This window comes from Psychrobacter sp. YGAH215 (assembly GCF_007280595.1).
GTDB lineage: Bacteria > Pseudomonadota > Gammaproteobacteria > Pseudomonadales > Moraxellaceae > Psychrobacter > Psychrobacter faecalis.
In genome coordinates, this window is record NZ_VKLR01000003.1 from 1 (window position 1) to 21950 (window position 21950).

General features: G+C 43.8%; 19 protein-coding genes, 1 tRNA gene and 1 pseudogene. 5 read left to right on the forward strand and 16 right to left on the reverse strand.

Annotation, left to right across the window (positions count from 1 at the left end; genetic code table 11):
• The 4 genes and pseudogenes from FOR85_RS01565 to FOR85_RS01580 form a co-directional block, all read right to left on the reverse strand.
• Positions 1-131: pseudogene (locus FOR85_RS01565) on the reverse strand (IS3 family transposase); the annotation flags it as partial.
• 108 nt (positions 132-239) lie between these two features.
• Positions 240-578, reverse strand: coding sequence for a RidA family protein (locus FOR85_RS01570; RefSeq protein WP_068405525.1), 339 nt, complete (start codon positions 576-578; stop codon positions 240-242).
• 101 nt (positions 579-679) lie between these two features.
• Positions 680-1927: an FAD-binding oxidoreductase gene (locus tag FOR85_RS01575; protein ID WP_144296427.1), complete on the reverse strand. Its 1248-nt coding sequence runs from the start codon at positions 1925-1927 to the stop codon at positions 680-682.
• Between the two features lie 232 nt (positions 1928-2159).
• Complete coding sequence (locus FOR85_RS01580; RefSeq protein ID WP_223808460.1) at positions 2160-4343, reverse strand: UvrD-helicase domain-containing protein; 2184 nt, start codon at positions 4341-4343, stop codon at positions 2160-2162.
• A gap of 346 nt (positions 4344-4689) precedes the next feature.
• Between FOR85_RS01580 and ychF the strand changes: the two genes are divergently transcribed.
• The 3 genes from ychF to FOR85_RS01595 all read left to right on the forward strand — a co-directional run bounded on the left by ychF (position 4690) and on the right by FOR85_RS01595 (position 8280).
• On the forward strand, positions 4690-5781 hold the full coding sequence (gene ychF, locus FOR85_RS01585; protein ID WP_144296428.1) for a redox-regulated ATPase YchF: 1092 nt from the start codon (positions 4690-4692) through the stop codon (positions 5779-5781).
• Between the two features lie 184 nt (positions 5782-5965).
• Complete coding sequence (locus FOR85_RS01590) at positions 5966-7438, forward strand: deoxyguanosinetriphosphate triphosphohydrolase (protein ID WP_144296460.1); 1473 nt, start codon at positions 5966-5968, stop codon at positions 7436-7438.
• A 161-nt stretch (positions 7439-7599) separates the two neighbouring features.
• Complete coding sequence (locus tag FOR85_RS01595) at positions 7600-8280, forward strand: TetR family transcriptional regulator (RefSeq protein WP_068405534.1); 681 nt, start codon at positions 7600-7602, stop codon at positions 8278-8280.
• Between the two features lie 47 nt (positions 8281-8327).
• On the opposite strand, the gene gspK is transcribed toward FOR85_RS01595, so the two are convergent.
• The 8 genes from gspK to FOR85_RS01635 form a co-directional block, all read right to left on the reverse strand.
• On the reverse strand, positions 8328-9422 hold the full coding sequence (gspK, locus tag FOR85_RS01600; RefSeq protein ID WP_223808461.1) for a type II secretion system minor pseudopilin GspK: 1095 nt from the start codon (positions 9420-9422) through the stop codon (positions 8328-8330).
• Positions 9423-9455: 33 nt separating this feature from the next.
• On the reverse strand, positions 9456-10385 hold the full coding sequence (locus tag FOR85_RS01605; RefSeq protein WP_144296429.1) for a prepilin-type N-terminal cleavage/methylation domain-containing protein: 930 nt from the start codon (positions 10383-10385) through the stop codon (positions 9456-9458).
• Positions 10382-10861: a type II secretion system minor pseudopilin GspI gene (gspI, locus tag FOR85_RS01610; RefSeq protein ID WP_144296430.1), complete on the reverse strand. Its 480-nt coding sequence runs from the start codon at positions 10859-10861 to the stop codon at positions 10382-10384. Before gspI ends, FOR85_RS01605 begins: the two co-directional genes overlap by 4 nt.
• A 3-nt stretch (positions 10862-10864) precedes the next feature.
• Positions 10865-11572: a prepilin-type N-terminal cleavage/methylation domain-containing protein gene (locus FOR85_RS01615; RefSeq protein WP_144296431.1), complete on the reverse strand. Its 708-nt coding sequence runs from the start codon at positions 11570-11572 to the stop codon at positions 10865-10867.
• A gap of 202 nt (positions 11573-11774) precedes the next feature.
• Positions 11775-12458 carry a TetR/AcrR family transcriptional regulator gene (locus FOR85_RS01620; RefSeq protein WP_068405549.1) on the reverse strand — a complete coding sequence of 228 codons (684 nt, stop codon included), beginning with the start codon at positions 12456-12458 and terminating at the stop codon, positions 11775-11777.
• A 232-nt stretch (positions 12459-12690) separates the two neighbouring features.
• Positions 12691-13479 carry a TatD family hydrolase gene (locus FOR85_RS01625; protein WP_144296432.1) on the reverse strand — a complete coding sequence of 263 codons (789 nt, stop codon included), beginning with the start codon at positions 13477-13479 and terminating at the stop codon, positions 12691-12693.
• Between the two features lie 193 nt (positions 13480-13672).
• Complete coding sequence (locus FOR85_RS01630; protein ID WP_144296433.1) at positions 13673-15460, reverse strand: GspE/PulE family protein; 1788 nt, start codon at positions 15458-15460, stop codon at positions 13673-13675.
• A gap of 70 nt (positions 15461-15530) precedes the next feature.
• Positions 15531-16406 (reverse strand): tRNA (N6-threonylcarbamoyladenosine(37)-N6)-methyltransferase TrmO, encoded by an 876-nt coding sequence (locus tag FOR85_RS01635; protein WP_068405557.1) that lies wholly within the window; start codon positions 16404-16406, stop codon positions 15531-15533.
• A 445-nt stretch (positions 16407-16851) separates the two neighbouring features.
• Here FOR85_RS01635 and FOR85_RS01640 point away from each other — a divergent pair, with 445 nt between their 5' ends.
• Positions 16852-17625: a ferredoxin--NADP reductase gene (locus FOR85_RS01640; protein ID WP_144296434.1), complete on the forward strand. Its 774-nt coding sequence runs from the start codon at positions 16852-16854 to the stop codon at positions 17623-17625.
• A 137-nt stretch (positions 17626-17762) separates the two neighbouring features.
• A tRNA-Leu gene (locus FOR85_RS01645) sits at positions 17763-17849 on the forward strand.
• 147 nt (positions 17850-17996) lie between these two features.
• On the opposite strand, the gene FOR85_RS01650 is transcribed toward FOR85_RS01645, so the two are convergent.
• The 4 genes from FOR85_RS01650 to phhA all read right to left on the reverse strand — a co-directional run bounded on the left by FOR85_RS01650 (position 17997) and on the right by phhA (position 21816).
• Positions 17997-18695 (reverse strand): hypothetical protein, encoded by a 699-nt coding sequence (locus FOR85_RS01650; RefSeq protein WP_144296435.1) that lies wholly within the window; start codon positions 18693-18695, stop codon positions 17997-17999.
• Between the two features lie 178 nt (positions 18696-18873).
• Positions 18874-20298: a Na+/H+ antiporter NhaC gene (nhaC, locus tag FOR85_RS01655; protein ID WP_068405572.1), complete on the reverse strand. Its 1425-nt coding sequence runs from the start codon at positions 20296-20298 to the stop codon at positions 18874-18876.
• Positions 20299-20391: 93 nt separating this feature from the next.
• Positions 20392-20736: a 4a-hydroxytetrahydrobiopterin dehydratase gene (locus tag FOR85_RS01660; protein WP_144296436.1), complete on the reverse strand. Its 345-nt coding sequence runs from the start codon at positions 20734-20736 to the stop codon at positions 20392-20394.
• A 135-nt stretch (positions 20737-20871) separates the two neighbouring features.
• Entirely contained in the window at positions 20872-21816 is a 945-nt protein-coding gene (phhA, locus tag FOR85_RS01665) for a phenylalanine 4-monooxygenase (protein ID WP_144296437.1), read from the reverse strand.
• Between the last annotated feature and the right edge of the window lie 134 nt (positions 21817-21950).

The following is a 21950-nucleotide window of genomic DNA, read 5'->3' on the forward strand; positions in this document are numbered from 1 at the left end:
TCAGGCGTGCAACCTATCTTTGGCGCTATGGCTTTGATGGCTGACCAGGTGGATGGGTAGTCGTCTTTAGCTTCAATTAGCATACGGACGGCGCGCTCTTTCATTTCAGGGGTATAGTTTCGTGTTTTCATTGTCGTATTCTCTCAGAAAGTTGAGTCTCCGACAATCTCGGGGCGGTTCATAGCAATCACACCCTTTTATTTTATCTGGCTTTCAACCTAAACAAGTAAAATAAGCAATTATTCAGCAGCGATAACGGTAATCTCGACCAATAACTCAGGACGAGCCAATGCTGATTCACCGCATGCACGCGCTGGTGGCTGGACGCCTTCAAACCATTTATCCCACACCTCATTCATTGCGGCAAAGTCTGACATACTTTTTAGCCAGACGGTTGCGGATAGCAGCTTTGATTTGTCACTACCAACTTCTTGCAGCAGTTTTTCGACTTTCTCTAAGCATGTCAAGGTTTGGGCTTTGATATCCTCTTCGCTATTACCCACTTGACCGGACAGATAAATGGTTTGGTTATGAATCACAATCTGACTCATACGTTGGTTACTATGCAGCTTTTGCATGAATTATTATCCTTAATTTTTAATGTTTCAGTTCTTTCAAATACCTGAACTGTCAAATATATAAACAGTTCAGATTTTTTTAAACAGTGCTTAGCTAGGAGTTAGCGAGAAAAACGTTCAGCGCTAAAGGGTTTAATATCAACCAATAATGGCTTGTCATGAATCATCTCCTCTACCAGACGACCAGTCATGGGTCCTAAGGTAAAACCCTGATGGCTATGACCAAAGGCAAACCATAATTTGTCGTGCTGCGGCGCAGGACCGATGACTGGCTTCATATCCGGCATGCAAGGACGTGAGCCCGCCCAAGCTTCACTCTCGACGGCATCTTCTAGCGGCAGAATTTTGCGCGCGAGTTTTAATACGGTATTTAATTGGCTAAAATTCTTTGGCGCATTCATGGTGGTCATCTCAGCACCAGTGGTGATGCGGATACCTTGCTGCATCGGACCCATCACAAAACCCTTATCCATATCAAACATACTATGGTTGATGGTGTTTTTTTCCGTGACTTTAAAATGCTGATGATAGCCACGCATTGGGAACAGCGGCAAATCATAACCAAGCGGTTTGATTAAATCGTTAGACCAAGGCCCAGCAGCAATGACTAATTTATCACTATAAAAAGTGTCAGTGTCGGTAACAACTTTCCAGCCATCTGCTTCTTGGACGATTTCATTGACACCGCTTTCTTTGATGGTACCACCCATTTCTTGAAAGTTTTTTGCGTATGATTTCACCAATAAGCTCGGGTTTGACACTTGCCAAGAGTTTAGCCAATGAATCGCGCCAACGAACTCATCAAAATTGGCGCTTGGTTCCATCGCTTTTAATTCGTCAAGCGTCAAGACATTGTGCTCAACGCCCTGATCACGGTCTTTGATTGCAGCATCAATAGCTGCTTTAAACGTCTCTTCAGAGCGATGCAACTGCAACCAGCCTTTGCGGCTAATCAAATATTCAGCGCCAGACGCTTCAATCATGGTTTGGTGTTCACTGGTGCAATGTTCAATCAGTGTCTGCCACTCCGCTTCGATTTTTTTAATTGAAGCTGGCGTCGAGTATTTCCAATACTGCAATAACGCTTGATGATAGCGCAAAATCGCTGGGATTCGATAGCGAATATCAGTGCCTTGATTTGGCAATACGCGTATCATTTCAGTCAGCTGGCGTGGAAACGGATGGGTATGAATCGCCTCGCGCTGAATCAAACCAGCATTGCCATATGAAGTCTCAGAGCCCGGTAGTTTTTTGTCCAATAGTAAAACTTCAGCCTTATTTTTTTGTAAATGCCAAGCAGCTGAGGTGCCGACCATACCTGCACCGATAACGATCACTTCGTAGCGCATAACACGTCCTTTTTTAAGATTTTAATACAGAATATCAAAGTTGAGAAATAACAGATAAGGGAGTAATAGTAACGCATTGCGCACCAGATTAAACCCTTATCATAGAAACATTTTTTCTATTCCATACTTTTGGTTATGCTTTTAATTGAAAGCTATTTCTGACAGGAATAATGTAGAAATTATTAAGAAATTAGACCTATTTTGGCTAATCAAAATGCAAGGAATAAACCAATCACCACCAAATTGGATCCTCACTTGCTAGTGTTTCTAAAAGCTTCTTGCCAGTCTCAACCGTCAACTTATCGGCAGGTAGCTCAGCGATGAACCGTGACGGCTTATCAAAGTAACCCGAATAGCTTGAGAAATACTCGGGCGCAGTTAAAAATAATCTGCTCTTAGCACGGCTACAAGCAACATAAAACAGCTTACGCTCCTCCTCTAACTCTTCAAAATCACTGAGCGAGCGATAGTGCGGCGTCATACCATCGACGAGAGAGTTGACAAATACCACTGGCCATTCAAGCCCTTTGGCACTATGAATGGTAGAAATGGTAACTTTATCATTACTATTTTCGTCTTTTTCAGGCTCGCCTGCGGTAGCAACTGAATCATTGGGCGGATCGAGGGCAAGATTTTCTAAGAATTTATCGAGGCTGTCGTACTCTGTTGCTAGGTTTTTAAGCACACGAAAATCTTCACTACGCTCGCGCCAATTCTCTTCAATCGTTTTTAATACAGGAATATAAAACGCTAAAATTCGCTCAATTACTATTTCCACTGACTCTGCCTGACTGGCTTTGGTTAAAGTCGTATGCAATGATTTAAGCTGTGGGCTTTTCTTTGCAAATGATGGTGCTAATAGCGGCTCGAAAGTGTTGTTGTTAACATTATTATTAACATTGTTATCGGCATTAATCGCTTGGGTTAAGCGCGTCGCCGTCACTGCTCCTACTCCTTTAAACAAGGTTAAAATACGGTGCCATGCAATGGTGTCATTTGGGTTATAAAGTATTTTGACAAAGGCTAAAACGTCCTTGATATGACGCCGCTCAATAAAGCGAATGCCGCCCACGACGATAAAGGGTATATTGCGTTCCATAAATTCAAGCTGAACGTAGTTGGATTGAAAAGATGTGCGGCACAAGACAGCAAAGTCCTGATAATCATAATCTGGTTTTAATTCGATGATTTTATCTGCAATATATTTAGCCTCTTTTGTTTCATCACTTAAACGGCGAAATATTGGCTTGATGCCTTCTATAGATGCGCCCGAGTACAATTGCTTTTGATAGCCCAACGTAATTTGCGCCGATAAAGCATTGATATAATCCAGCACCGCTGGCGTACTGCGATAATTTTGCTCTAATTTAATCAGTTTTGCTTCGGGGTAGCTTTCGCCAAATAGTAAGATATTTTCATAATTGGCACCGCGAAAAGCATAGATGCTTTGGTTGTCATCACCAACGACCATCAGCGATACCGACGCCGGCGCACAAATCAAATCTATCAGCTCTTTTTGCGGAATATTGGTGTCTTGATATTCATCGACCATGACATAACGATAGTGCTGTTGTAGCAGCTGACGAAAGGTATCATTGTGCTTTAGATGGCGCACCACTTGGCTGATGATGTCATCAAAATCATATAAATGATTGGCGCGCTTATATTCATGAAAGTCGACCGCCAATTGCTCAATAACTGGAATATGCACGGCGATATCAGGATAACTATTCTCGATTAAGTCGCGAATATGAATGCGCCGATTTCTAGAGGTTGAAAAGATATTTTGCAAGGTTTTTTTGCGCGGAAACGCCTGATTGGTTATTTTGGTCGGATACTTTTTTTCTTTATTAATTAAATCGATGGCATCTTCACTATCGCCGGTATCTAGAATCGTAAAGCGCGGATTGATACCAAGTAGCCCAGAATATTGGCGCAATAACATATTGCAAAATGAGTGAAAAGTGCCGCTAGTGATATCATTTAGCGCCTTACCATTTATGTGACTATCATCTAGACGGCTTGCCAGCAAAGTTCTAGCGCGACTTTTAATTTCATTGGCCGCCTTGCGAGTAAAGGTTAATAGCAAAATCTCTTTTGGCGCGACGCCATTTTCTATCAAATAGCTGGTTCTATAAGTCAAGGTTTTAGTTTTACCAGAGCCTGCACCGGCGATGACCAATACTTTGCCCTCAATAGTCGTGGCAGCCAACAACTGGTTAGGGTTCAGCTCACGAGCGTAATCCACTTGTAACCCTAAATGACTGGCAAGCCGTTGCTCTAATATTTCAGCATCCGCATTTATCAAGTTGGCCTCGAGCTTTTTAATCGCCTGCTCAAGCCGCGTCAGCTTGGGTTTCATGTCAACGAAATTTTGCGGATAATTATAATGGTGGGTAGCAAAAATGGTGGTCATTATTAACAATTGCCTTTGGTGTGGTTTATCGTGCTGGCTATTGATGATAGCGCAGCAGCATGCATCATCATTTATAGGTAGTAGCTTATCATAATAGACAGGGCGCTGAAGGTCATTGATAACGAACACTCATATGAAACGATGATATTAAAGGTTGGTATTAAACAGGTTACTAAGTATTGTGATTGAGCGTAAAAATTAAAATAGCAAGCACAACAACCTCACCCATTTTGGCTGAAATTTGCTACAATATGCCCAATTTTGAGTTCCTATTTTACCAAGCTTTATACTGACTACATACCAAGTCTGTTATTGCCTGATTTTATTAATATATTGAGAGCATGTTATGGGTTTTAATTGCGGCATCGTCGGTCTACCAAACGTGGGTAAATCCACCCTGTTTAATGCCTTGACCAAAGCGGGTATCGCCGCTGAAAACTTCCCTTTTTGCACCAAAGATCCCAATACCGGTATCGTACCTGTGCCAGATCCACGCCTAAAAAAATTGGCTGATATCGTCAAGCCCGAGCGCATATTACCGACAACGATGGAATTTGTCGACATCGCAGGTTTGGTTGCTGGCGCCTCAAAAGGTGAAGGTATGGGCAACCAGTTTTTAGCTAATATCCGCGAGACCGATGCGATTGCCCACGTGGTACGCTGCTTTGATGATGACAACGTCGTCCACGTTGACGGCCGCGTCAGCCCTATCGACGACATCGAAACCATCAATACCGAATTGGCATTGGCCGATTTAGAGGCCGTTGAGCGCGCTATTACCAACTTAAGCAAAAAAGCCAAAGGTGGCGATAAAGACGCGACGGCTATGCTTGATGTGTTCAAAAAAATCGAGCCATTATTAGCAGAAGGTAAAGCCGCCCGCGGTGCTAACCTAGACAAAGACGAGCAAAAACTGATCAGAAGTTATGGTCTGATTACCTTAAAGCCAACCATGTATATCGCCAACGTGAGCGAAGATGGCTTTGAAAATAACCCATATCTAGATGCGGTGCGCAACTATGCCACTGGCGAAGATTCTATTGTCATTGCCCTATGCAATCAAATCGAATCTGAAATTGCTCAGCTTGATGAAGATGACAAGAAAGACTTCCTAGCTGAAATGGATATGGAAGAGGCTGGTCTTGATCAAGTGATTCGCGGCGGTTATGATTTGCTTGATATGCAAACGTATTTTACGGCTGGCGTCAAAGAAGTCCGCGCTTGGACAGTCGCTGTTGGTGCCACAGCCCCTGAAGCTGCTGGTGTGATTCATACCGACTTTGAACGGGGTTTTATCCGCGCTGAAGTCATTGCGTATGACGACTTTGTCGAGTATAGCGGCGAAAAAGGTGCAGCTGCTGCTGGCAAATCACGTTTAGAAGGCAAAACCTACATCGTGCAAGATGGCGATGTGATGCATTTCCGCTTTAACGTTTAACGTTCAACGTTTAATATTTACAAGTACAAGCGGATTGCGTGTTTACACAGTCTTAGTAGAGAACAACCAAAAGCCAGCTTCAACGCTGGCTTTTTTTATTATAATAAAGGGAATAACGTTAAAGTAATTAAATTCTCTAAAAGCAAAAATAAAATAGAATGATATAAATAACGGACGATAAATGATGACTGTTTCTGTTAATCAAACCACGAATTCTAGTGACCATTGGGCAAAACTATTTAGTGCGCAGCGTTTAGGCAGTCATAAAAAAGCTCCTGCCGAGGACAGCGCACGCTCCTCCTTTCATAAAGATTACGACAGACTGGTATTTTCACACTCCTTTCGTCAGCTGAACCAAAAAACCCAAGTTCATCCACTGACCAATCAGCTCGGTATTCATACGCGCTTAACACACTCGCTCGAAGTTTCTTGTATTGGTCGCTCTTTGGGTATCATGGCGGCAGAGAAGCTGCATGATAAGTTGGGCGGCGGCTTACCGAACGGTGTCGCGCCCGCTGATGTCGGTGTCATTGTCCAAGCAGCTTGCCTTGCCCATGATATTGGCAACCCACCGTTTGGTCATGCGGGAGAGTACGCCATTCGTGACTGGTTTATGCATCCTGACCGTAAGCAAATCTTGCAAAATCTGAATAATAACGAGCAATTAGATTTACTGGCTTATGAAGGCAATGCACAAGGATTTCGTATATTAACCCGAAATGAGCACCACCCTGATTTAGGCGGTATGCGATTAACTTGCGCTACTTTAGGCGCGTTTATGAAATACCCTTGGCTTGCGACCCATAGCAATCCCGTTTATCAAGACAGCTCTATTGATCAAAATAACCGCATTTACCAAGGCAATCACACCACTAACATGCAAAAATTTGGCTGCTTTTATAGTGAGGCAGCGCAGTTAGAGCAGTTGGCAGAAACGTTAGGCTTGCCATATTCAAAGCAGCACGATGGCTTTGCTCGTCATCCGCTAGCCTATTTATTAGAAGCGGCAGACGATATTTGCTATGCGCTGATAGATTTGGAGGATGGCATCAATTTGAATATGCTAAGCTATGCAGAGGTTGCGGCGATTTTTTATGAGCTGATTGGTGAGCGCCCTGATACGCTTATTCTACCCACTCAAGTGTCAGTCAGACAGCGTTTGGCATCGCTGCGGGCACGGGCAATGATGCGTTTGGTCAATGCCGTCACCGATGCCTTTGTAGCCAATAGTGATACTATGTTGGCGGGGATGCTACCAGGCAGCTTGTTTGCGCACTGTGAGCCGAGCGTACAAAGTGGCATTAACCAAGCTAAGCAATTGGCACGCGAAAAGATATTTAATCACCCAAGTAAGGTACGCATGGAGCTGATGGCCAATCAATGCTTGCAGCGCCTGCTCGATGCTTTTATGCCACTCGCCTGGATAAAACAGACAAATGAGGCAAATGAAACCAATGCGCCGATAAGCCAAATATCCTTTGAGCAGCAGCGTTTGCTAAAATTACTCCAGCCGCATCTCGATGAACACCGCCGGACTCTAGCAGATAATACCTATGATAATATGCTTAATGTTTTAGACTTTATAACCGGTATGAATGACCATGAAGCCTATCGACTGGCGCAAGAGCTACAAGGACATTGGGGCACCATTGTTTAAACAACATGTTTAAGCAGCTCGTTTAAAAAGAAGTTTAGAGACAATTTAAAACCGAGCCAAACCAAAATTTAAGCAAACCATTAACGATAATCCTCTATTTTATTCGTATTTTCGCAATGAAATGAGTATGATAGACATCTATCAGGTAATTTTGAAATATTATGAGTAGTCGCGAACAAAAGAAACTTCAAACACGGCACGCTTTTTTTAATGCGGTGCTCGATTTGTGTATGACAGGACAGTCTTTTAGCTCAATCAGTCTCAGGCAAGTCACGCGTGAGGTTGGCGTGGTGCCGACCGCCTTTTATCGCCATTTTGATGACATGGAATCGCTTGGTCGCGCCTTAGTCATCGAAGAGTTGGGCGGTACGATGGCAACGTTAAGTGAAAACTTGCAAATTGGGCGCAAACGCAGTTTTGAGCGTCAAATCGCAAAAAGCATCCAAATGTTTTTATATATGGTCAGCGAGCAGCCTTGCTACTGGCAGTTCTTAGTCAGTGAACGCTATGGCGGCTCAGAGGCGGTACGCAAAGCCATCAATGAGCTGATTAAAAAACACGGCCAAAACCTAGCAGAAGACTTAGCGCTACAGCCGGCATTTACCCACATCAATACTTATGATCGTAGACTGTTGGCGGAAGCTGGGGTCAATATGTTTTTTTCTTGGATTATTGACTGGCTCGAGCTAACCTATACGGAAGATCATGATGATGAGGTCGACTTGGCTGAGGTTGAAAAGAAAAAACAGCTGATGCTGCATAATTGCACGCGCCAAGCACAAATGCTGTTTTATGGTGCCTATAACTGGAAATCTACCGAAGAAACCCGTTTAAATGATTAATTAGACTTAGTTTTTGCATGCTATTTATTACTAATTATCTATAACCATTAGAAAATTGGCCTAAACGCCCAAAGTCGCTGCGTTAGCACACGCACCTCTTTGGGCTTTTTTTTATCAGCGTTATTAGCATTGCCATTAGCGTTGTTAGCATCACTGCTGTTTTTATTACCATTATTATCGCTGCTATTTGCTGCGTCGCCATCAGCGGCCGTTTTGCTAATAATAACGGTCGCAAAGCGTTGTCTTGCTTGACCAACCGTCGCATTATCAGAGGCGGTAATAAGTGCCATAAAGGCTTGGCTATCAACCGCTAGTAATGGCGTCAAGGCTTTGCGCTCCTCTTCTTTTACACTACTTAATACGGGCAGTTGCCAAACATCATCGACAGAGCTAAAGGCTTGTTTTGCTCGCAACTCAACGATACTTTGCATTTGCTGGCTGCTCGCACCTTCTACCAAGGCAGCAAACAAAACGGGACTGGCGGTATTAATATTAATGGGTAAATAATATGGCACCGCCGTGATATAGGGACGCAGTGTCGCTAATACTTGCGCATCAACGCCCTTCACCTCTGCTAATTGATCGATACTAAGCAATGCTTGGTTGGGTAAAGCTGTATCCGCTCCGCGATTGGACTGCTGAGCATATACCACATTTTCATCACCGCCATCTTGGTAGACCTCGCTGTCGGCATCTTGATAATCAAGTATCGCAACGGCGGTATCAGGCTCTAAATTTAGCTGTGTAAGCAGCCTTTGAAAAACGGCCAAGGCAGCAGTATCGACAGCGCCATTATGATATAAATTATTAATATTAAAACGACTGCCCTCATCGCGTAATTCGATGTCGATACTATGTCCGCCTAGGGTGTAAGGCGGTATTGGCTGCGCCCAAATATCCTGCGCGCTATCAGTATCATTTAATTTGGCATCAGCACGAATCAAGGTAACCGCCAATTGCTGACCTGCATTAATATCTTGTAAGAGTTGGTTTTGGTCAAACAATAAGCCGCTACGCCGAATGGCAATCTTTTGGCTAGCAAGCATTGCCCCTGCAACCACAGTAATACTAACCACCAATAATAAAATAGTCAGCAGCGCGACGCCACGTTGCGAATCGGCTTTCATAGAGGTTATAGGCATCGTTGGTAACCTAGTTGGCATAAATAATTTCTGTCATTGACCAAATGGAGCATTGTCATTATTGCTGCCTGAGTTATTATTTTCTACATTGCCATTGGCTACGTTATCGTTATTGGTGCCGCCATTACTGTTGCCGTTATTGTTATTGTTACTACTATCGCCATTAGGATTGTTAGGCGTATTTTTATGACTGGTATTTGTACTGACATTTGGTATTGGCTGCGGCGTCAGTGCCCATTGCCAAGTGATCGGCATATCCTGATACGTAAAGTTAAGCGCAATCCCTTTTGGTAACAGTATAGTCTCAGACGTTTTATTGGCTGAATTCGCCGTCTGCCCTGATGGTGCGTTATTGCTGAAGTTATTACGATTGTCTTTATTGGGAAATTTGGTGCTTAATTCAGGTAAATAAGCTTGCCAGCGCCCAGCCGTGACGCCTTTAAGCAATACACTATCTAAGCTGATGCTGTCACTGCCAAGACTGGTATATTGACGACGAATTAAGCCCTCATCAGCAAAAATGTATTCGATATGCTGCAAACTCGCGCTGCTTTGATAACGTGGGTCAGGGTCGGCAAAACGCACAAAGCTGATACGTGCGCCGTCTAGAGTCATAAAAGGTTCGGGCGCTGGTGCGTTTTCTTGATTGCTATTGCTGGCGTTGTTATTACTACCATTGTTATTTGCGGTATTATTGGTTGAGGCGTTATTGGAAGAGGCGTTATTAATTAAAGAATTAGCACCCTGCGTATCCACTGCCTGATAAGGAATCATTTGGTTCATATCTTGCTGTAATTGCAAATAGGCATATTGCAAAACCGCTAAATTATCCGCATGAAACTGCGCCCGTTCACGCGCACGGTTAACACCATCAAATACTTGCCAGCCTGCCACTGCTAACATGGCAAATATCGCCATCGCCACCATCAGCTCAAGCAAAGTAAATCCATGATTTGATTTCATGGATTGCCTCTATCTGGCGTTAGACCGCTCAAATCCAAACTACCAACCTCCTGCTCAGCGTTACTTAACATCACGTTGATATCCGTCACTGCGCTGCGTGTTTGTCCGTCTATAATGGGCGCAACAGCGATATTTACTTGCTTTAATGCAGGTGTGATGGCATCGGTGGCAGTCATTGTCACTTGCCAATCACGACCTTGGGCATTGATGGTTTGTGTTTTGTTAGCCGTCAGCCACGTATCTTGAATATGCAAGTCCGCTGCCGCGTTTTGTGCGACAAACTGCGCTAGCGTGCGAGTACGTAAAACATCAACTGAGCTTAAATACGCACTACTCGCACGGCTCGCGGCAACGGCAACGACGGCTAGAATCGCTAAAGCAACCATGACTTCAATCAGGGTAAATCCTTGCTCATGCCTTGATATAACAGGCTTTGGATTTGTGTAGGTCGATTTGGCTTTATCTTTGTTAATCATCAGCTACAGCCCTTGTCCTATCGAGACACTACCATCGGGCATAATCGTAATCACCTCACCCACCAAACGCGAATTATGACGCACCTCAATCGTCACCGGCGTGGCCTGACCTGTGCCAAACCATAGTACTTGCGGTACGTTTTGGTCGGTAAACCATGGCTGCAGTGCTTGTGTTTGGCCTGCGGTTGTTTGCCTCCCTGCATCTAGGCTTTGCACGCTTAAACTCATGCCAGCAGGCAATTCAGGCAGACTAACTTCTGGCTCAATCTCCCAGCTTGGTGTGGGCACTTTATCTGAAGCAGCACCTGACATACTCGTCAAATCTGCCGACAACTCCATGGCGTTCTTAGGCGTACTGTCTCCAACAGAAGAAGTGGCAGCCTGAGTTTGATAGGCAATATACGGGTTTGATAGCGTGACAATGACCGGCGTCATTTGACCTTGTTTATCGGCTTGTAAGCTTAGACCCATGGGCGCCATACGCTCAGCCGATAAAAGCCGTACGTAGCTCAGAGAATCTGTTAAATGCTCATAAAAGGCGCGGTTTTTGCGTGACTCACTACTACCGACCGACAAGCTCATCATGCCAGCAAAGATAGATAGAATAACGACCACCACTACTATTTCTACAAGGGTAAAGCCCGCTTGCCCGATACGGATGTGCGCGTGAGAGACTGTGATTGAAGATATAGAGGAAGTCGGTTTTGACATACAGAAGTCATCTAGAATGGCGTCACCTTATTAAAAATAACGCTATATTGAATGGTATACAAACGACGAAAGACATGACGAGTTACAAAAACTATGACTTCGTACACGTATTAAAAGATAATTTAACGTGTTGCCATACAGAAGATAGCAACACGGACCGTTATAAAATAATAGCTGACTGCGTTTAAAATAGAATAAAAAGCTAGTAATTGGTATTACGGTGCTCTTCTGATTCAGTATCGATTTGCTCTACCAATTCTTGCATATCTTCATCCATGACTTCATCATCGGCCGCTGGATAATGGCTTGGCAACTCAAGCATTTGCTGCACAAAAGCATAACGCAAGGTATCACGGCGACCTAAGTAGCGCTGATAAAAGCTTGAGTTTAATAATCCTGCACCGCCCTGACCCATCGCCCAAATCGAGGACAAATAATCGCGCGTACTTAGACTACTATGCTGCTCTTGAAGATACGCACTGATAATATCAATCAAACGCTTCATGCGCTGACGACGAATATCGTAAAGCTCACCGAACAGGCGGTTCAGACCCGTCACCGATGCCGCCAAACGCTCTTCGATTTGGTTAAGGAGCATGGCTTTTTGCGGATTAAATAGTTGCTGAAAAATCATCCGCGCGACGCCTGCCGACGGACAGTCATCAATACGGTTAATCTCAAACAATTGCTCTTCGTAACGGATAATAATACGCAGGTAGAGCTCATCTTTACTGGAGAAATGCTTATATAAGGTGCCTTTAGCCAAATCAAGCTGGTCTGCCAAACTGTCCAAAGTGATATCACCATCGCCTGACTCAAGTAACAATTGCTCTGCCATCGCTAAGATATTTTCTTCTCGGGCCTTGAACTGGTGCTGACGACTCATAATTTCTCCTAAAAACTGACAATATCATGCATACCACCGTCCCTTTTGTCAGTGTACTGGCAGCACGCTTATAAATTTTATAACGGCTACGCCAATACCATCAAAGGCAATATGCTTATGTTTGCTAAATAGTCATTGATAATCATAGGGTTAAGTTAAGCATCAAAAACACATTCAACACAGAACTACAAGACAAGCCTATAAATGACTGATTGGTCATAGCATAACCATTTTAGTGATACTGTGCCAGTAAATTTTCAAAGTTTTTTGCAGTCAATGCGCCGACTTCCTCGCCACTACAGCCATACATCTCGGCAAGATAGCTTGCCACGTATGGCACGTATGCCGGCTCATTGGGCCTGCCACGTTTAGGCACGGGTGCTAAATACGGGCTATCGGTTTCGATAAGTATTCTGTCTTTGGGCATATTTTTTGCGGCATCTTGAATCATTTGCGCACTTTTAAAACTGACGATACCTGAGAAGGAGATATAAAACCCTAAGTCTAATGCGCGTTTTGCGGTTTCCCAGTCTTCAGTAAAGCAATGGATAATACCGTGTTCAGCGCCTTCTGCTTTTAGGATATCAAGCGTATCTTCTTTGGCGTCACGCATATGCACGACAAGCGGTTTCTTTAGCTGTTGGCTGGCATAGATATGACGCGCAAGGCTAGCTTGTTGCTCTTTTTTATTTTCCGTCGACCAGTAATAGTCCAGCCCCGTCTCCCCTATCGCCCACACGTGCTCAGCATCAGCCGTTTCTATCAAGCGCCCAACTGTCGCTGACTGCAATACGCCGATATCTTCACAAGGATGAATACCGACGCTCATACCAAGATTTAGCGTCTCGTCATTATAAGTGCTGACGATATTGGCAATCTCATCGTATTCAGCAAAATCACACATAATCGCCATCGCACGATTAACATTCGCCTCTTTCATCGCCGCAATCGCGCCGGACAATTGACCATCATACTTGGTTAAATCCAAACGGTTTAGATGGCAATGCGTATCTGTAAACATAAACAATCTCGTTAATAAGAATCAATAAATAAAATTATCTTAAAATATGGATTTGGTAATAGTAATAGTATTAATTGCTCTGATAAGCTGGCTTTTCAAGTCGTGTTTAACAAACGTCTATACAAAGGCTTTTTATCAGAGCATTTTTTTAAAGAATGGTTTTTTTGAATGAGGTGTATTTTAGAGACATCCTTTAATGCAGCGGCACCACACGCATCACCTCTTCTATGGTTGTTAACCCTTCGCTAATACGCTTTGCTCCCGATAAACGTAGCGGCTGCACACCTTCGCGGTACGCTTGCTGCTTCAACGTATCCAAATTGGCATCGGCGGCGACCAGTTTTTTTAGCTCATTGGATAACGGCATAATCTCGTACAGACCAACGCGGCCTTGATAACCCGTATGGCGACAGTGCTCACAGCCCTGCGCCTTATAAACTTGTGTTGGTACAGGCGCGCGCCAAGGCTGCACCAGCTCTTGCCATTGAATGGCTATCTCGCTATCTGGCGTCACATCAAGCGCTTGCTTACAATGCGGGCATAACGTCCGTAATAATCGCTGTGCCATGACGCCCAATATCGTTGCTGAGGTTAAGAACGGCTGAATACCCAAATCATGCAGACGAGTAATAGAGCTTGGTGCGTCATTGGTATGCAACGTTGATAGCACTAAATGCCCCGTCAAAGACGCTTGCACGGCCATATTGGCGGTTTCGGCATCGCGAATCTCACCGACCATAATAATGTCTGGGTCTTGACGCATCAAAGAACGAATACCGTCGGCAAAATGCAAATCAACCCCTGGATTGACCTGCATTTGATTAAAGGCCGGCTCAATCATTTCAATCGGATCTTCAATGGTACAGACATTGACCTGCTCGGTGGCGAGCTGCTTGAGCGTACTATATAAGGTGGTGGTTTTACCAGAACCCGTCGGACCCGTCACCAAGATAATCCCATTTGGATGCGCGGTCAGCTCGTGCCACGTTTCAAGCTGCTTACCCGACAGGCCAAGTTGGGCAAACGAGCGCACCAGTACTTCTGGGTCAAATACCCGCATGACAAGCTTTTCACCAAAGGCAGTCGGCATGGTAGACAGACGCAGCTCAGTTTCTAAGCCTTTGGGCGTACGGGTTTTTAGGCGTCCATCTTGCGGCTTACGCTTTTCTGCCACATTGAGCCGTCCCAAAATTTTAATACGTGCAGTGACTGCCACTATGATGGCAAGCGGCATCTCATAGACACTATGCAGCACCCCATCGATACGAAAGCGCACCTTGCCCGTTTCGCGGCGCGGCTCTAGATGAATGTCGCTTGCGCGCTGCTCAAAGGCATATTGCAATAGCCAATCGACCACTTTGACGATATGTTGATCATTGGCATCGGGATTGGTGTTATCGCCGAGCTGTAACAACGCTTCAACGTTGGTGACGTCCGCTGCCGCACGCTTATGTAGGGAGTTCGCGCCCGCAATCGCTTGCGTGACTTGATAAAACTCTTGCCGATAGCGATTGATTTGTTCAGGATTGATAAAGACCGTACGATAGCTTTTTGATTTAATGAGCTTTTCGATATTGCCATGCCAATCGGTATAAAATGGCTGGTCAGTACCAATAACCACTTCATCAAGCGTCACTTCAATCGGTAAAATGTGCTGCGAGCGCGCATATTCAAACGACATCAGCTGCGTTACCGCCGGTACATCGACCTTTAACGGATCAATACGCACCAGCGGCATATCTGCTTTGGCAGCCAACCATTGATTAAGCCATGCTAGCGTCAATTTATTCTCAGAATTATTATTAAGCGCGTGACCATTTGGCAGCCCAAACTCGCTAATCGTAATCAGCGGATGCTGCGCCTTGTTACGGCGACTGGTAATGACAAGATTATAACCGCGCTGATCAATCACCCTATCTGCCAATAATTCATCTAGGCACCAACGCAAATCAATCACTATCGAATATTTTTGAACAGGCATGGTTGTCTTCTTTTAAAGGTTTATTCTTATGAGATTTAGAGCATTTAGTCGGCAGCGATGTTTACTTTCATTATACTGTGACAATATTCATTATCTGCAATTCACCTGATTCTAGCAATTTAAAACTGACATCAACCGATTTATAGCGCATAACAAATGACGACTCTGTCTCTGTACGTCGATAAGCAGGGCGCGGGTCTTGCGCTATCAAAGCTTTGATAGTATCAAAATCAGATATTACTAACTGCTTTTGAGTTTTATCAATGACTGCTTTAACGGATGAGTGCTTATTTTGCGCATTTTCTTCCGCTGCATTATCTGCACTTTGATTGGCGATAATTTGTCCAAATTGCTCATAAGCCGATTCGGTAATCGTCACGTCCAACAAATGCGGCGCCGAAGGCGCAAAACCGCTTTTTGCTTCAGGCAAGGCATCACTATAAGCCACATAAGGCTTGATATCGATGATGGGCGTCCCATCTATCATATCAGCACCGCTGATAATAAGTAACACTCGACCTTCTACCATCTCAATGCGCTCAAGCTTTACCACAGACAGTCCAAGCGCGGATGGTCGATACATACTGCGACTGGCAAATACGCCTATTTTTTGATTGCCACCCAAACGCGGCGGACGCACTTGCGGGCGAAAATTACTATCATTTTTGTCTTGCTGCTTATTATTGAGTGAATGCTTGTCTTTATCTAACTTGTCTTTATATAAATAGTTATGATGAAACTGCCAACTGATCCAAATATGACTAAAATCCTCCAGTCCGACAAATGCCGCTGGCGTGTCATACGGCGCGAGCATTTCAATCACACTAGTCATAGCCACCAAATTTGGCTGCCTCGGTGCGCCAAACTTTTGTGACAGCGGCGCACGGTGGTAACCGATAATGGGCGATATATGATAGTTAATAGCGGCGGAAGTCTGACAAGTCATAAATCAAGTTCCAAAAGTAAATAGCTGATAATACATGGCATGCGGCAATGATAGAAAATTACTCGCTAACGATATTCCATTTTATCATGGTACAGACAGGCAGCTAGGCGGATTTTTATTTTAAAGTTTGTTATGATGAGCGAGAAATTTATTGAGAATGGCTTGCATTCATAACGCACACGTCTAAAAGTACAAGCAGCAAAGTTTACTTTTACCGGCAGCGCCGTTGTTTGCTACAATCTGACGCCTTATAAAACCTGATAATAATGTTAAAATAACGGTTTTTTATCCGTGTCATTTGCTTAGCATGTCATTTGCTTAATTAGCCTGAACTGATAATTGATAAGCGCTTAATCTTATTCACACTTTTTATTACCTTAAAAATTTTTGTTTACCACCATTTTTAATGGGCGAATACACATTACCACTTACTAACGAGGGCTTTATGTCAAAACTCCGCACCGAAACGGTCACTGAGGTTCATCACTGGAATGACTCTCTATTTAGCATCAAAACCACGCGCGACGATGGCTTACGCTTCCGTAATGGCGAGTTTGCGATGATTGGTATCGTTGTCGATGGTAGACCGCTATTGCGCGCTTACTCGATTGCCAGCCCCAACTACGAAGAGCATTTGGAATTTTTCTCTATTAAAGTTCAAGACGGTCCGCTAACCTCGCGCTTGCAGCATATCAAAGTGGGCGATGAGTTACTGGTCAGTAAAAAACCGACTGGCACGTTGGTCTTAGATGATTTGTTGCCGGGTAAGCACTTATATATGCTCTCAACCGGTACAGGACTTGCGCCATTTTTAGCGTTATCACGCGACCCTGAAGTCTATGAGCGTTTTGACAAAATCATTTTGGTACACGGCGTACGTCAGGTCAAGGATTTGGCTTATCGCGAAATGTTTGAAGAAGAGCTGCCAAACGATGAAATCTTTGGTGAAGAGTTCCGTGAGAAGTTTATCTACTACCCGACCGTCACGCGCGAAGAGTTTAGAAATACCGGCCGTATCACTGATCTGATGAAATCAGGTAAATTCTTTGAAGATATCGGTCTACCGCCAATGAATAAAGACGATGACCGAGTACTTATCTGCGGTAGTATGCCATTTAATGCGGATATCTCTACAATTTTAGACGACTTCGGTCTCACCGTCTCTCCACGTATGGGCGTACAAGCGGATTATGCCGTTGAACGTGCCTTCGTTGGTTAAAAATGAATTTTTATCTTAAATATAATAAATAATTCTTGACGGCTAAAAATAGCCTGCTATAATACGCAGCCTATACAGAGTTAACCTTGTAGCCCAATTCGATATAGTCTAGCAGTAAAGACTTTATCTCCTAACATGCCAGTGTGATGGAATTGGTAGACATGACGGATTCAAAATCCGTTGCCTTTAAAAGCGTGTCGGTTCGAGTCCGACCACTGGTACCATATACGAAACCCTCGCAATCTATCGATTACGAGGGTTTTTTATTGCTTGCTGTTTAAAATTGGCTGTCCTATCAAAAAAAGACCACGCTAAATTGGCTTAGCGTGGTCTTTTTTAACAGTGAATAACAGTGAATAGTGTATTCAATGCTACTCGGCTTCATCTAGCAGCTTATTGACCGCATCTGCCATGTCATCATCTATGATGTTACCTTCTAAATAATCGACTAGCTGATGAATAGTAGTCAGATCCATTTCTCGAATACCCAAACTTGCCAGTTGCTTATTAATAGACGCCAAGCTCTCAGTATCTTCAGGATTATCCAATAACTGCTCATCAAAGCTATCACTGACAAACCAATACATTTTTTCTAACACGCTCTCTCTTCTCGTCAAGGTAGAATAATTATCGCCATGGATAAACAAATTAAAATGATAAGGTATTTCCACCTCATTGATAAAAAAAGTACGCTTACACTCTAGGGTATAGGCTTGTACTTGTTTCTCTTCAGCGCCTTCTGCATCACTTATATCTTCTGCAATCTCTTCTTTTACCAAGCCTTCTAATATTTCGTAACGCCCAACTTTGACTTTGTGATTATAAATAATACAAGCGTCCGCAATCGCATCAAAAATCACCGCACTGACATCTAAGGTATGGTCGTCGATATCATAAAACGCTTTTAAAAAAGGTAAGAACTCTGTGAGCTTGTCTTCTGGCACTTCGGTCAGAAACTGCTGCTCGTAAATGGCAATCATATCTTCAGGTGAATAGGTATTGGCGGTATTGGTCTCATTTCTGCCCGTAGGTTGCAAGGGTATCAGGTTATATGGATTATTATGGGTCATGCAGGACTGCCTTTTTATTGAGGTAAGCGAAAATCTATGTTCTCTATTATCTCTTATTCAGCCACTTTTAGATATATGGTTTAGGCGTTCAAATTAACCATAAAAACCACTCTAAGTTACTTAGAGTGGTTTTTATGCAACCAATACTATCTCAGTTTATTTTAAAAATGAATGTTCGCTAATTTGCCATTTGTACTTTTGGTTGCTTACGAATGCTAGAGCCATCTTTACAACTGATGGTGATACCTGTGAAGCCAAACAGTATCGTAAGCAGCAGCGATAAATAACAGAAAAAGGCATAAGGCAAATATTCAAGTACCGGAACACCTAACGCTTGGCTGATAAATACCCCGCACACGCTCCACGGTACTAATGGATTGATAACCGTGCCCGCGTCTTCGATGGTACGCGATAGGTTTTTGGGGTGTAAATTCAAACGCTCAAAGGTCGGACGAAACGCAGTTCCTGATAATAAGATACTCAAATATTGCTCACCGATCAGCACGTTGATGCTTAAAGCCGCCATTGCGGCGGCAAAGATAGCACGTCCTGAGCTTGTCAGCATATTACGAATACCTAACAATAACGCTGGTAAGATACCCAAAGCACGTAATAAACCGCCCAAACTTAACGCCAATATCACGATAGTCTGAGTAAAGAACATACTTTGCATACCGCCACGTGAGATCATACCCGCCACTTCACCCAGCTCTAAATTTTCGGCGGGCGTATAACCAGCAAATAGATAACCGCCGAGCTGCCCAATACTTGGCGTGCTGTGCAGATAAGTAAGCACTAAAGCGGTCGCGATTGTACAAATGATGGTATAAATGGCATTGACTCGGCATAGTGCTAATACCACTAGCACGACAAATGGTAATACGGCATAACCATGGACTAAGCCGCTATCGACCAATTGTGATTGCAGTAAGGTCACTTGACCTAAATCACCCGTACCCGTCTGGCCAGAGAAATACCAAAATAGCCCAGCTGTAATGAGCCACGCCGGTACCGTGGTATACATCATATTACGGATATGCTCAAACAAATCAATGCCGACGACAGAAGAGGCAAGCGTACAAGTATCTGACAACGGCGACATTTTATCGGCAAAAAAAGCACCTGAAACCACAGCACCAGCAGCAATAGCAACGTTGGCATCAAAGGCATTACTCATACCAATAAAGGCCACACCAAGTGTCGCGGCTGTGGTCAAACTACTGCCTAGAGCGACACCAATAATTGAGGTCAAAACAAAAGCCGAAATATAATAATACTGCGGTGAGATGAGATCAAAACCATAATACATAATGGTAGGAATAGCACCTGACATCATCAGCGCGGCGACCAGCAAACCAATAAAAAATAGTAAATAAATAGCACCAATACCACTGACAACACCCGATGACATCTGCCCCTGCATCTTCTCAAAGCTTAGACCTTTATACATACCAAGGCCTAATAAAACAACGATTGCAAGCATCAATGACAGATGCGGTACCCAGCCAAAGCCGATCATGGTCACACCCATAATCGCGATGACAACGCTGGCAATAATAAAAGCTACCTTGGGAGATAGCTCGGTAAGTACTTGTGGAGGCATAACACATCCTTATGGGGCCATCATATATACTCTGGCGTTAGGGTTGGTTTTGGGTGGGACAAGTTTAATTAGTTGCAAAGATTATTGCCAGTCTCATGACTTACCCAGTAGGCTATCGGTCTTGGCTGCCATGATAAAATCATTGTGATGCAGACCTTTAATGCTATGTGACCACCAAGTGACGGTGACCTTGCCCCACTCTACCAAAATACCTGGATGATGCCCTTCTGCTTCCGCAATGTCGGCAAGCTCATTGGCAAATGCCATCGCTGTGACAAAATTTTTGAATTTATACTGACGCTGTAATTGCTTAATGCCGTCGACTTCGATGAGCGACCAGTCAGGAATTTGTTGTAATAGCTCGCGTGCTTCTGTGTCGTCGACGGTTGGAGCGCCGATACGGCACGCTTCACAGCTGGCTTGTGATAATGTCGTCATGATAATGTCCTTTTAAGTTAACTGTTATTTTTTTAATAACGTTAGGTTTAATACAGTTACGTCCGTGTTAATACTGTTTTTACAGCATCACTTTTACCACATCGTTATTTTAACGATGCTAAATTTTTTAATGTATTAAGAGTTTTTTGGTGCATAAGTTGGTTCAAACAAGCCAAGTGCCATTGCTTGTTTGACCTTGCCCATGATGTCGCTATCGACGATATCGAACAGCGCATCTAAATCATCAATGACATAATAAATCGGCTGAATATGGTCAATGCGATAAGGCGTACGCAGAACATCAAGCAAATCAAATGCGCGGTGTTCTGGCTGATTTTGAGGTTGCTGCTGATGGTGATGGTTGGATTGTTGCAATGTATCGCTACCATTAAGCGCATAAACCGTTTCAGAAGGGGAGCTCAAGATACCGCCGCCATAGATACGGCGATTGTCAGGGTGACTACCTACCAAGCCAAACTCGATGGTAAACCAATAAAGCCGTGCCAAAAACCACCTTTCTTCTTTACTGGCATCAAGACCCAGCTTGCCATAGGTCTCATTAAAAGCGGCAAAAGCAGGATGGGTCAGCAGCGGACAATGGCCAACGATTTCATGAAAGACATCTGGCTCTTCGATATAATCCATGTCTTCAAAGCGGCGGATAAAGGTCGCTACCGGAAAGCGTTTATTTGCTAAGAGCTTAAAAAACTTACCAAAGCTGATAAGTGCAGGAACGGCAGCGGTTTGCCAGCCGGTGGTGGCTTGCAGGATTTGGTCAATGTCATTTAATTGCGGGATATGCGTCGATGGCAGATTTAGCTTTTCTAAGCCTTCTAGATAGGCTGAGCAAGCTCGATTGGGTATTTGCTTAGCTTGACGTGTAAGCAGCGCCTGCCACATGGCATTTTCATCGTCACTATAGTGGATATGACCCTGACTGTCTGGCTGATGCGAGAGGTAAGGTTGCTTCTCAGCGGTTGAATCGCTATGGCTAGCATCATCAGCGCCGAGAGCATTAGAAGACACACTCTTGGCACTGTGGGATTTTTGAATAGTATTGTTAGCTTGTAGGCGTTCCATGCCTGTGTTCCTTTTATTAGCGTTAGTACAGTCGCTTGTCGTCAATAAATCCTCAATTTAAGTATTTTGGATTTACCATCGCAAGCAGTACTTTGCTGATTAAGGACAAGACAAATTCCTTTTGCCCTGCCCAT

Coding starts and splice junctions, on each gene's coding strand:
- FOR85_RS01570 (WP_068405525.1), bottom strand. CDS start 578: ATGCAAAAGCTGCATAGTAACCAACGTATGAGTCAGATTGTGATTCAT.
- FOR85_RS01575 (WP_144296427.1), bottom strand. CDS start 1,927: ATGCGCTACGAAGTGATCGTTATCGGTGCAGGTATGGTCGGCACCTCA.
- FOR85_RS01580 (WP_223808460.1), bottom strand. CDS start 4,343: ATGACCACCATTTTTGCTACCCACCATTATAATTATCCGCAAAATTTC.
- ychF (WP_144296428.1), top strand. CDS start 4,690: ATGGGTTTTAATTGCGGCATCGTCGGTCTACCAAACGTGGGTAAATCC.
- FOR85_RS01590 (WP_144296460.1), top strand. CDS start 5,966: ATGACTGTTTCTGTTAATCAAACCACGAATTCTAGTGACCATTGGGCA.
- FOR85_RS01595 (WP_068405534.1), top strand. CDS start 7,600: ATGAGTAGTCGCGAACAAAAGAAACTTCAAACACGGCACGCTTTTTTT.
- gspK (WP_223808461.1), bottom strand. CDS start 9,422: ATGCCTATAACCTCTATGAAAGCCGATTCGCAACGTGGCGTCGCGCTG.
- FOR85_RS01605 (WP_144296429.1), bottom strand. CDS start 10,385: ATGAAATCAAATCATGGATTTACTTTGCTTGAGCTGATGGTGGCGATG.
- gspI (WP_144296430.1), bottom strand. CDS start 10,861: ATGATTAACAAAGATAAAGCCAAATCGACCTACACAAATCCAAAGCCT.
- FOR85_RS01615 (WP_144296431.1), bottom strand. CDS start 11,572: ATGTCAAAACCGACTTCCTCTATATCTTCAATCACAGTCTCTCACGCG.
- FOR85_RS01620 (WP_068405549.1), bottom strand. CDS start 12,458: ATGAGTCGTCAGCACCAGTTCAAGGCCCGAGAAGAAAATATCTTAGCG.
- FOR85_RS01625 (WP_144296432.1), bottom strand. CDS start 13,479: ATGTTTACAGATACGCATTGCCATCTAAACCGTTTGGATTTAACCAAG.
- FOR85_RS01630 (WP_144296433.1), bottom strand. CDS start 15,460: ATGCCTGTTCAAAAATATTCGATAGTGATTGATTTGCGTTGGTGCCTA.
- FOR85_RS01635 (WP_068405557.1), bottom strand. CDS start 16,406: ATGACTTGTCAGACTTCCGCCGCTATTAACTATCATATATCGCCCATT.
- FOR85_RS01640 (WP_144296434.1), top strand. CDS start 16,852: ATGTCAAAACTCCGCACCGAAACGGTCACTGAGGTTCATCACTGGAAT.
- FOR85_RS01650 (WP_144296435.1), bottom strand. CDS start 18,695: ATGACCCATAATAATCCATATAACCTGATACCCTTGCAACCTACGGGC.
- nhaC (WP_068405572.1), bottom strand. CDS start 20,298: ATGCCTCCACAAGTACTTACCGAGCTATCTCCCAAGGTAGCTTTTATT.
- FOR85_RS01660 (WP_144296436.1), bottom strand. CDS start 20,736: ATGACGACATTATCACAAGCCAGCTGTGAAGCGTGCCGTATCGGCGCT.
- phhA (WP_144296437.1), bottom strand. CDS start 21,816: ATGGAACGCCTACAAGCTAACAATACTATTCAAAAATCCCACAGTGCC.